General features: G+C 68.5%; 9 protein-coding genes. 3 read left to right on the plus strand and 6 right to left on the minus strand.

Going from position 1 to position 8,911, the window contains the following annotated elements; translation table 11 throughout:
- Positions 1-160 precede the first annotated feature (160 nt).
- The gene (locus VFL64_RS03275) at positions 161-2,185 is read right to left on the minus strand and encodes an MFS transporter (RefSeq protein ID WP_489538953.1); all 2,025 of its coding nucleotides are present in this window, start codon (positions 2,183-2,185) and stop codon (positions 161-163) included.
- Positions 2,186-2,223: 38 nt separating this feature from the next.
- Here VFL64_RS03275 and VFL64_RS03280 point away from each other — a divergent pair, with 38 nt between their 5' ends.
- A complete protein-coding gene (locus VFL64_RS03280; protein ID WP_489538954.1) occupies positions 2,224-2,961 on the plus strand; it encodes a helix-turn-helix domain-containing protein in 738 nt (245 codons plus the stop codon).
- Here VFL64_RS03280 and VFL64_RS03285 read toward each other — a convergent pair.
- The 3 genes from VFL64_RS03285 to VFL64_RS03295 form a co-directional block, all read right to left on the minus strand.
- Entirely contained in the window at positions 2,892-3,746 is an 855-nt protein-coding gene (locus VFL64_RS03285; protein WP_489538955.1) for a helix-turn-helix domain-containing protein, read from the minus strand. The genes VFL64_RS03280 and VFL64_RS03285 overlap by 70 nt on opposite strands.
- Positions 3,747-3,801: 55 nt before the next feature.
- Positions 3,802-4,704 (minus strand): hypothetical protein, encoded by a 903-nt coding sequence (locus tag VFL64_RS03290; RefSeq protein ID WP_489538956.1) that lies wholly within the window; start codon positions 4,702-4,704, stop codon positions 3,802-3,804.
- A gap of 208 nt (positions 4,705-4,912) precedes the next feature.
- Positions 4,913-6,115, minus strand: a complete 1,203-nt coding sequence (locus tag VFL64_RS03295; protein WP_489538957.1) for a CaiB/BaiF CoA transferase family protein — start codon at positions 6,113-6,115, stop codon at positions 4,913-4,915.
- Positions 6,116-6,164: 49 nt separating this feature from the next.
- Between VFL64_RS03295 and VFL64_RS03300 the strand changes: the two genes are divergently transcribed.
- On the plus strand, positions 6,165-6,728 hold the full coding sequence (locus tag VFL64_RS03300; protein WP_489538958.1) for an SRPBCC family protein: 564 nt from the start codon (positions 6,165-6,167) through the stop codon (positions 6,726-6,728).
- Between the two features lie 48 nt (positions 6,729-6,776).
- Here VFL64_RS03300 and VFL64_RS03305 read toward each other — a convergent pair whose 3' ends face one another.
- Together VFL64_RS03305 and VFL64_RS03310 are read right to left on the minus strand one after the other, a co-directional pair.
- A complete protein-coding gene (locus tag VFL64_RS03305; protein ID WP_489538959.1) occupies positions 6,777-7,619 on the minus strand; it encodes a 23S rRNA (adenine(2030)-N(6))-methyltransferase RlmJ in 843 nt (280 codons plus the stop codon).
- A 25-nt stretch (positions 7,620-7,644) separates the two neighbouring features.
- Positions 7,645-8,589, minus strand: a complete 945-nt coding sequence (locus VFL64_RS03310; RefSeq protein ID WP_489538960.1) for a LysR family transcriptional regulator — start codon at positions 8,587-8,589, stop codon at positions 7,645-7,647.
- A gap of 104 nt (positions 8,590-8,693) precedes the next feature.
- Between VFL64_RS03310 and VFL64_RS03315 the strand changes: the two genes are divergently transcribed.
- Positions 8,694-8,911: alcohol dehydrogenase catalytic domain-containing protein (locus tag VFL64_RS03315; protein ID WP_489538961.1), on the plus strand; the 218-nt coding region annotated here is incomplete at its 3' end.

Raw genomic sequence — 8,911 nt, forward strand, 5'->3', positions numbered from 1 at the left:
GATGGCGTTCATCTTGTCGGCGCGCACCAGTGCCACTTCGGCGACGCCGTTCTCGCCCACCGTCACCCGCACGCGTTGTTCGTCATTGCTCATGCCTGTCTCCTGGGTACTGAAGCAGTGATTCTGCGAGCCGCTGCGTGCAGCGGGTGTCGCCTGGATGTCAACCGAGTGGCGTGTCGAGGAGCGCCTGCACCCGTGTCTTCAACAGCGGCACAGTGACCTCTGCCGCCGGCACGGCCGGACCGCCCACCAGGCCCACGCGGCTCCAGAAGCCGCGGCGGAAGGGGCGCGTCATCGCCGCGCCGTCCACGCGCGAGAAGAACGAGCCCCACAGGTTCTGCAGCGCCAGCGGCACCACCGGCACCGGGTGGGTCTCCAAGAGCTTCATCACGCCGCCCTTGAACTCACCCAGCTCGCCGTTCTTGGTGATGGCGCCCTCCGGGAAGATGCAGACCAGGTCGCCTTCTTCCAGCACCTTGCGGGCGCGGGCGAAGGCCTGCTCGTAGATCTCGGCGTCTTCCTTCTGCGGCGCGATCGGGATCGCCTTGGCCAGCTTGAACAGCCAGCCCAGCACCGGGATCTGGAAGATGCGGTGGTCCATGATGAAGGCGATGGGGCGCGGGCTGGCGGCCATCAGCAGCACCGCGTCGACGAAGCTCACGTGGTTGCAAACCAGGATGGCAGCGCCCTCGGTCGGGATGTGCTCGTCGCCGCGCACTTTGAAGCGGTAGACCAGGCGCGTCACCACGAAGGCGATGAAGCGCAGCAGGTATTCGGGCATCAGCAGGAAGATGTAGAACGCCACGAGCGCGTTCAGGATGCCGGTGACGAGGAAGACCTGCGGGATGGTCAGGCCCAGCGCCAGCAGCCCGGCCACCATCGCCGAGCTCACGATCATGAACAGCGCGTTCAAGATGTTGTTGGCCGCGATGATGCGGGCGCGGTGCGTGGGCTGCGAGCGCAGCTGGATCAGCGCGTACATGGGCACGCTGTAGATGCCGGCGAAGAGCGAGAGCAGCAGCAGGTCGGCGATCAGTCGCCAGTGCGCGTGCTGGGCGAAGAAGTCGCTCACGCCGTAGGCCGCGGCCGGCGCGGCCAGGCCGCGCGAGGCGAAGTAGAGGTCGATCGCGAAGACGCTCATGCCGATGGCGCCCAGCGGCACCAGGCCGATCTCCACGTGGCGGCGCGACAGCATCTCGCACAGCAGCGAGCCGATGCCGATGCCGATGGAGAACACCACCAAGAGCGCCGAGGCCACGTGCTCGTCGCCGTGCAGCACGTCTTTCGCGAAGCTCGGGAACTGCGCGAGGAACACCGCACCGAAGAACCACATCCACGAGATGCCCAGCAGTGAGCGAAACACCGCCAGGTTGCCGTGCGCGAGTTTCAGGTTGCGCCAGGTCTCGGTGACCGGGTTCCAGTTGATGACGAGGCCGGGGTCGGTGGCCGGCGTGGGCGGCACGAACTGCGCGGTGAGGCGGCCCAGCACGGCCACTGCCACGCAGGCCCAGGCGATGTACACCGCCCCGGTGTGCGGGATGGCGATCAAGAGGCCGCCCGCGACGTTGCCGAGCAGGATGGCCACGAAGGTGCCCATCTCCACCATGCCGTTGCCACCGGTCAGCTCGCGCTCGTTCAGGTGCTGCGGCAGGTAGGCGAACTTCACCGGCCCGAAGAGCGTGGAGTGCAGGCCCATCAGGAACACACAGGCCAGCAGCACCGGCACGTGGGCGTGCACGAAGCCGTAGGCGGCGAGTGCCATCACCGCCACTTCGAGCCACTTCACGAAGCGGATCATCTGCGTCTTGTCGTGCTTGTCGGTCAGCTGGCCGCTGGTGGCCGAGAACAGCAGGAAGGGCAGGATGAAGACCGCACCGATCACCGGGCCGGCCATCGCCTGCGGCAACCAGCTCACGCTCAACTGGTAGGTGACCATCACCGTGAACGCGAACTTGAACAGGTTGTCGTTGCCGGCGCCGAGGAACTGCGTCCAGAAGAAGGGCGCGAAGCGGCGCTGCCCCAGCAGGGCGAACTGGTTCGGATGCTCGTGGTGGTGGGTGGACGACAAGGCTTCCTCCTCGGGGCGATGGTTGTGTTTGACGGGCAATGTAGCTGCTGGGTGCGATTGTTGGTATGGGGTCAGTGGGGTATCAAGTGCCCCAGGCAGGGTGGTGCGGCAATCCATGCTCAGTATCATCACGCGATACTTTTGCAGGGCCGCGCATGAGCACCACCCAAGACCTCGTCAGCGTGCTGAAGGCCGAGCTCAAGGCGGCCGGCATCACCTACGCCGAGCTCGCCGCGCAGCTCGCCATGTCGGAGTCGAGCATCAAGCGCATCTTTGCCAAGGCCGACATGCCGCTCTCGCGCATCGACGACGTGCTTCGCGTGCTGAAGATGGACTTCGCTGAACTGGCGCGCAAGGTGGCCGACGCGCAGCCGCTGCGCCGCGAGCTCACGCTGGAGCAGGAGAAGGCGGTGGTGGCCGACCGCCGCCTGCTGCTGATGGCCACCTGCTGCCTGAGCCAGTGGACCTTCGAGCAGATCGTCGCCACCTACACGCTGACCGAGGCCGAGTGCGTGAAGTACCTCGTCGCGCTCGACAAGCTCGGCATCATCGAACTGCGGCCGATGAACCGCTACCGGCTGCAGGTGGCCAAGACCTTCCGCTGGCGGCCGCACGGGCCGGTGATGGCCTACTTCCGCAAGGACGTGGTCGGCGACTACTTCAGCGGCGGTTTCGACGGCGAAGGCGAGATGCTGATGCTGGTGCACGGCCAGGTCGGCCACAGCCTGGCGGCGAGCTTTGCCGAACGCCTGCAGCGCGTGGGGCAGGACTTCGCGCAGCAGCACCTGGCCGACCAGAAGCTGCCACCCGGGCAGAAACGGCCCTACACGCTGGTGGTGGGCATGCGCTCGTGGCTGTTCGCTGCGTTCCGCGACTTCAAGCGCGAGGCCTGAGAGGCACGCCAGGTCTGCACCGCCACGTCGGGGTTGTTGAAGAAGAAGGCCGGCGGCATGCCATAGGCCTGCGACCACACCTTCGAGAAGTGCGGCGAGTCGGAGAAGCCGGCCGCCGCCGCGATCTGTGTGAGGCTCAAGCCGCTGCCGAAGAAGCGCGCGGCGGCCTGGATCTTCAGCCACTGCTGGTACTGCCGCAGCGTGATGCCCAGCTCGCCCGAGAACAGGTGCGACAGCCGGTGCGGCGACAGGCAGCAGCGGCGTGCCAGCTCCTCCGCGCCCAGTGTGGGGTTGCTGCGCAGCAGGGCGCGCGCCTGGGCCGCGCGCGGGTCGAGTGCCGGCGGGTCGGGCAGCAGCGTGGCGGCGAGGTTGGTGGTGCGGCGGTGCAGGCGGTGGGCCTCGCGCGGGTCGTGCAGCTGGCCGGCGTGCAGGGCCTGCAGGTTGCGCTGCAGGCCGGCGAAGCGCTCGCGCGACAGGGCCCGGCAACCGTGGCCGCCGATCGCCTCGAAGGCCGCGAAGGCCGGGTGCTCGGGCGTCATGTCGACCGAGACGAAGGGGGTGCGGTACAGCAGCAGCCAGCGGTCGACGAAGGGGCGTATCGCCACCACGGTGTGGTGCTCGACACGGCCGTCGATGTGCAGCTCCAGCGGCCGCTCGGAGAGCGCCACCAGCAGCGTGGCGGTGTAGCGGCGCGTCTTCCAGTTCGCGTCGGAGCCGGCAAACAGGCTGCCGTCGTCGAACACGCGCAGCTGGTGGCGCGGCATGCGGTTCATGGCATGGACCATGGCGGCAAAGCAAAACGCCCCGCTGTGGGAGCGGGGCGTTGCTCGGGCGTGCCGATCAGGGCGTGACGAAGGTCTTCAGCCAGTTCATCGTGGCCGGCAGGGCCCAGTTGCCGCTGCCGTACTTGTAGTTGGTGTCGACCGCAGCGATGCCGGTGCACTGGGTGCCGTAGGTGCCCAGGCCCATGAAGCAGTGGTCGGCGTAGAGGTCGTTGAGCTGGTAGTCCTTCACCACGGCCCAGCCGGCGCCGTTGCTCTGGAAGCATTCAGTGGGGCTCAGGCCCGAGCAGCTGATGCCCGTGACGAGCTGGGCCTGCGAGCGGGCGATGGCTTCGGTGCCGCCGACGAACATGTCGCGTTCGCCATTGATGATGCGCAGGCGGCTGCCGGGCTGGGCGTGGTTGCCGTTGGCGATGCACGACTGCAGGTTGTAGGCAACGGTGTAGGTGGAGCCGGTGCCCTGGCCGAACGAGGCGTTGATGCGTGAGTCGAAGTTCTTCGACAGGACCGAGATGATCGAGCCCTGGCTCAGGCCGCCGGTGACGATGCCCTTGGAGCAGTCGACCTTGGAGCGCGCGCACAGCTTGGCGATGGCGCTGTTGGCATTGGCCGGGTTGAAGATGCACTTGGCGCGCGTGCTGATGGTGGTGCAGGTGCCGAAGCTGGCGTTGTCGTACTGCACCGAGGCGGCGACCATGCCACGGGCCACGGCGGCGTCGATGGTGGCCGCGCCCCAGGCGCTGTTGTAGGCCTCGCCCGTGCCGCCGATGTAGACGTACAGCGGGTACTTGCCAGAGCCGCTGGGCTCCTTGCCGGTGATGCTGTAGGTGGTGCCGCACGACGAGGTGCTGCCGCCCTTGTAGGTGGCGCTGAAGCTGGTCTGGGCGAAGGCCGCGGCCGAGGCGGCGGTCAGCACCAGCGCGAAGCCGGCTCGTACGAGAGTTCTCAGGCTCAGGGTCATGGGGTGTCTCCTTGGTTGTCGTCCAACTGGGCCAGGCGAGCTAAATATGCACGCCCGTGCACAACACAATTGTTCGATGCCCTGGCTCCCGGAGCCTTGTACTCAGTGGCTATGTTGGGCCGCCAATCGCCGGGGTTTTCCCGGTCTTGGCCGGTTTCGGTTCAGGAGAAGACCGGCAGCGTGATGCCGAACCGTGCCGGTGACGTGCTCACAGCACCCCGCGTGCGCGCAACTGCGCCTCTTGTTCGGGCGTGATGCCCAGCTCGCGCAGCACGGCCGTCGTGTCTTCGCCGAGCGTGGGCGCGCGCCGCGTGATGGCGCCAGGCGTGTCGCTCAGCTTGGGCACGATGCCGGGCACCTCGACCGACAGGCCGTCGGCCGAAGTCACGCGTTCGATCATGCCGCGCGCGCGGTAGTGCGGGTCTTCGGCGATGTCGCGCGCGGTGTAGAGCCGGCCGGCCGGCACCTGCGCGGCGTTGAGCGCGTCCAGCACGGCGGCCACGCTGCGCGTGCGCGTCCACGCGCCGATGGCGGCGTCGATCTCCTGCACGCGTGCCACGCGGGCGGCGTTGCCCACGAGCGTGGGGTCGCTGGCCCAGTCGTCGCGGCCGATGGTCTTCATCAGGCGCGTGAAGATGCTGTCGCCATTGCCGGCCACCAGCACCCAGCCGTCCTCGCAGGGGTAGGCGTTGCTCGGCGCGATGCCGGGCAGGGCGGAGCCGGCCGCCTCACGCACCACGCCGAAGGCGCTGTACTCGGGCAGCAGGCTTTCCATGCAGTTGAAGACGGCTTCGTACAGCGCCACGTCGACAACCTGCCCGCGGCCTGACGCATGCCGATGGTGCAGCGCCATCAGGATGCCGATCACGCCATGCAGCGAGGCCAGCGTGTCGCCGATGCTCACGCCCACGCGCACCGGCACGCGGCCGGGCTCGGCGGTGAGGTGGCGCAGGCCGCCCATGGCCTCGGCCACCACGCCGAAGCCGGGCCGGTCCTTGTAGGGCCCGGTCTGGCCGTAGCCGCTGATGCGCAGCATGATGAGGCCGGGGTTGTCGCGCGACAGCTCGTCGTAACCCAGGCTCCAGGCCTCCATCACGCCGGGCTTGAAGTTCTCCACCAGCACGTCGCACTCGGCCGCGAGCCGGCGCACGATGTCGCGCGCCTCGGGCTGCTTGAGATCGAGCGCCACGCTCTTCTTGTTGCGCGACTGAACCTGCCACCACACGCTGGTGCCGTTGTGCAGCAGGCGCCACTGGCGCAGCGGGTCGCCGCTGCCGGGCGGTTCGATCTTGATGACCTCGGCGCCGAAGTCGGCCAGCGTCTTGGCCGCGAAGGGGCCGGCGATCAGCTGCCCGAGTTCGAGCACCTTGAGTCCGGCCAGCGGGCCGCGGGAGGAGGCTTGAGGCTGCATGGGACCTGATGGTAGTGTCAGCGCCTCGTTGCCTGGAGGGAGTGCATTCATGCGTCGCCTGTTCGCTTGCCTGATCCTGCTCTGCGTGTTCGGTGCCCATGCGCAAGAGCGCGCCATCGACAAGGAAGTCGTGGTGCCCGCACCGCTGGCCCAGGTGTGGGCGAGCTGGACGACCAAGGCCGGCATCGAGAGCTTCTTCGCGCCCGAGGCCGAGATCGACCCGCGGGTCGACGGTGCCTTCCACCTGCACATGGACCCGTATGCCGAGCCAGGCCTGAAGGGCGCCGACACCATGCGCTACATGGCCTTGCAGCCGATGAAGATGCTCAGCTTCGACTGGAACGCGCCGCCCTCGCTGCCCGAGGCGCGCAAGCAGCGCACCTTCGTCGTCGTGCGCTTCTTTGACGTGGACGGCAAGAGCACCCGCGTGACGCTGCACCACGTCGGCTGGGGCGAGGGCGGCGAATGGGACCGCGCCTACACCTACTTCAACAATGTCTGGGGCCGGGTGCTGGGCAACCTGAAAACGCGCTACGAGTTCGGGCCGATGGACTGGTCGGCCTGGCTGGCCGGGCTGAAGGCGTCGCACGCAGCGTCGGCACCGGCCAGGTGAGGCCTTGCGGCGTGCGCCTCAGGTGGCGCGCTGCTCACCGAACGGGCGCTACGCCGCCCGTTGCTCGATCAGGTAGTTGGCGCCGTCGTACTGCCCCAGCACCTCGACCAGGTAGGGCATCACCGCCTGCATCTCGTCGTGCAGCGTGTACGGCGGGTTGATGATGAACATGCCGCTGCCCGCCAGGCCGAAGCCCTGCTGGTCCGGCTGCTGCACCGTCATGCGCACGTGCAGAAAGCCCTTGGGCGCGATCGCCTCCAGCCGGCGTGGCAGCTGCGCCGCCTCGAGCTTGCTCACCTGCGGGTACCAGACCATGTACACGCCTTCGGCAAAGCGCTGCAACGCCTCACGCAATGAAGCGATCACGCGGCCGTAGTCGTTGTGGCCTTCGTAGGACGGGTCCATCAGCACCGCGGCGCGGCGCGACGACGGCGGCACCTGGCCTTTGAGCCCGTCGAAGCCGTCCGCGTTGAACACCTCGGTGCCCTTGGTGCCGGCGATGTAGGAGGCCAGGATGCGGTGATCGGTGTTGTGCAGCTCGAAAAGGCGCAGCTGGTCTTGCGGGCGCAGCAGCATCTGCGCGAAGGCGGGCGAACCGGGGTACTGCTCCATGCGGCCGTCGGGGTTGAACTGCTTCACCAGCGCCACGTAGTCGGCCACGATCTCGGGCAGGTCGTCGCGGTCCCACAGGCGGCCGATGCCGTTGATGTACTCACCCTTCTTCTGCGCGTAGGGGCCTTCGAGCGAGTAGCCGCCGGCGCCGGCGTGCGTGTCGATCAGGCGGTAGGTCTTGTCCTTCTGGTTCATGTAGCGCAGCACGCGCGTGAGCATCACGTGCTTGAGCACGTCGGCGTGGTTGCCCGCGTGGAAGGCGTGTCGGTAGGCGAGCATGGGTGTGGACGCGTGAAGGGGCGTGTCAGGTGGGAGCCGTATTGTCCGCTTCGTTGGCCTCGGCCTCGATGCGCGCGAACTGCTGCACCAGTTCGTCGAGCAGGCGCCGCACGCGCAGCGGCAGGTGGCGCTGGGTGGGCACGATGGCGTGCAGCGGGTAGCGCAGGCCGCGCCACTGCGGCATCAGTTCCACCAGCCGGCCGGCGCGCAGGTCGGCTAGCACGTCGAGCCGCGCCTTCTGCACGATGCCCAGGCCTTGCACCGCCCACTCGCGCACCAAGGCGCCGTCGTCGGCGCGGCGGTTGCCTTCGACGCGCACGGTGACCTCTTCATCGCCGCGCACGAAGGTCCACATCAGGTGCGGGCGCTCCGAGCGATAGAGGGTGAGGCAGTTGTGGCGGGCCAGGTCGTGCGGGTGCTGCGGCGCCCCGTGTCGCGCGATGTAGTCGGGCGAGGCGACCAGCGCGCCATGCGTGGCGCACAGCGGGCGGGCGACGAGGGTGGAATCGCGCAGCTCGCCGTAGCGCACGGCGATGTCGACGCGCTCGCGCAGCAGGTCGTGCCGCACGTCGGACACGTGCAGCGCGATGCGCAGGCCCGGGTGGCGCGCGAGGAAGGCATCGAGCAGCGGGCTCAGCACCGAGCGGCCCAGGTCGGAGGGCGCGGCCACGTGCACCTCGCCCTCCAGCCGCTCGCGCTGGGCGCCCAGCAGCGAGCGGGCGTCGTCGAGCACGCCCAGCGCGCGTTCAGCGTGCTCGCGCAGCAGCTCGCCCTCGGGCGTGAGGCGCATGGAACGGGTGGAGCGCTCGACCAGCCGCACCGACAGAGCCGCCTCCAGCCGCTTGAGCGCGGCGCTGGCGGCCGCCGGCGTGATCTGCAGCTGGCGCGCGGCGGCGCTCAGCGTGCCGGCGTCGGCCAGGCGCACGAAGAGCTGGAGCTGGGCCAGTTGCAGGTCGCCGGGCAGGGTCATCTTCAAATGCCAGTTGAAAGTGATAGCGGATTGGCGGCGATTATCAAACGAAGCCGCCGGTTCTACAGTGACGCCATCGACCTCACCACCTTGCGGAGCTTCAAATGAAAGCCGTTGCCTACCAGCAGTCCCTGCCCATCACCGATGCCAACTCGCTGATCGACGTCACCCTGCCCGAGCCCACGCCCGGCCCACGCGACCTGAAGGTGCGCGTGCACGCCGTGTCGGTGAACCCGGTCGACACCAAGGTGCGCAAGCGCGCCGCCCCGCCGGCCGGCGAGTACAAGGTGCTGGGCTGGGATGCCGCCGGCATCGTCGAGGC

The organism is Rhizobacter sp. (assembly GCF_035702065.1).
In the GTDB taxonomy this organism is placed as follows: Bacteria; Pseudomonadota; Gammaproteobacteria; order Burkholderiales; family Burkholderiaceae_C; genus Rhizobacter.

What these genes read in the sequence shown, in the direction of transcription:
- VFL64_RS03310 (WP_489538960.1), bottom strand. Translation starts at nt 8,589, where the DNA reads ATGACCCTGCCCGGCGACCTGCAACTGGCCCAGCTCCAGCTCTTCGTG.
- VFL64_RS03285 (WP_489538955.1), bottom strand. Translation starts at nt 3,746, where the DNA reads ATGGTCCATGCCATGAACCGCATGCCGCGCCACCAGCTGCGCGTGTTC.
- VFL64_RS03290 (WP_489538956.1), bottom strand. Translation starts at nt 4,704, where the DNA reads ATGACCCTGAGCCTGAGAACTCTCGTACGAGCCGGCTTCGCGCTGGTG.
- VFL64_RS03280 (WP_489538954.1), top strand. Translation starts at nt 2,224, where the DNA reads ATGAGCACCACCCAAGACCTCGTCAGCGTGCTGAAGGCCGAGCTCAAG.
- VFL64_RS03300 (WP_489538958.1), top strand. Translation starts at nt 6,165, where the DNA reads ATGCGTCGCCTGTTCGCTTGCCTGATCCTGCTCTGCGTGTTCGGTGCC.
- VFL64_RS03305 (WP_489538959.1), bottom strand. Translation starts at nt 7,619, where the DNA reads ATGCTCGCCTACCGACACGCCTTCCACGCGGGCAACCACGCCGACGTG.
- VFL64_RS03295 (WP_489538957.1), bottom strand. Translation starts at nt 6,115, where the DNA reads ATGCAGCCTCAAGCCTCCTCCCGCGGCCCGCTGGCCGGACTCAAGGTG.
- VFL64_RS03275 (WP_489538953.1), bottom strand. Translation starts at nt 2,185, where the DNA reads ATGGATTGCCGCACCACCCTGCCTGGGGCACTTGATACCCCACTGACC.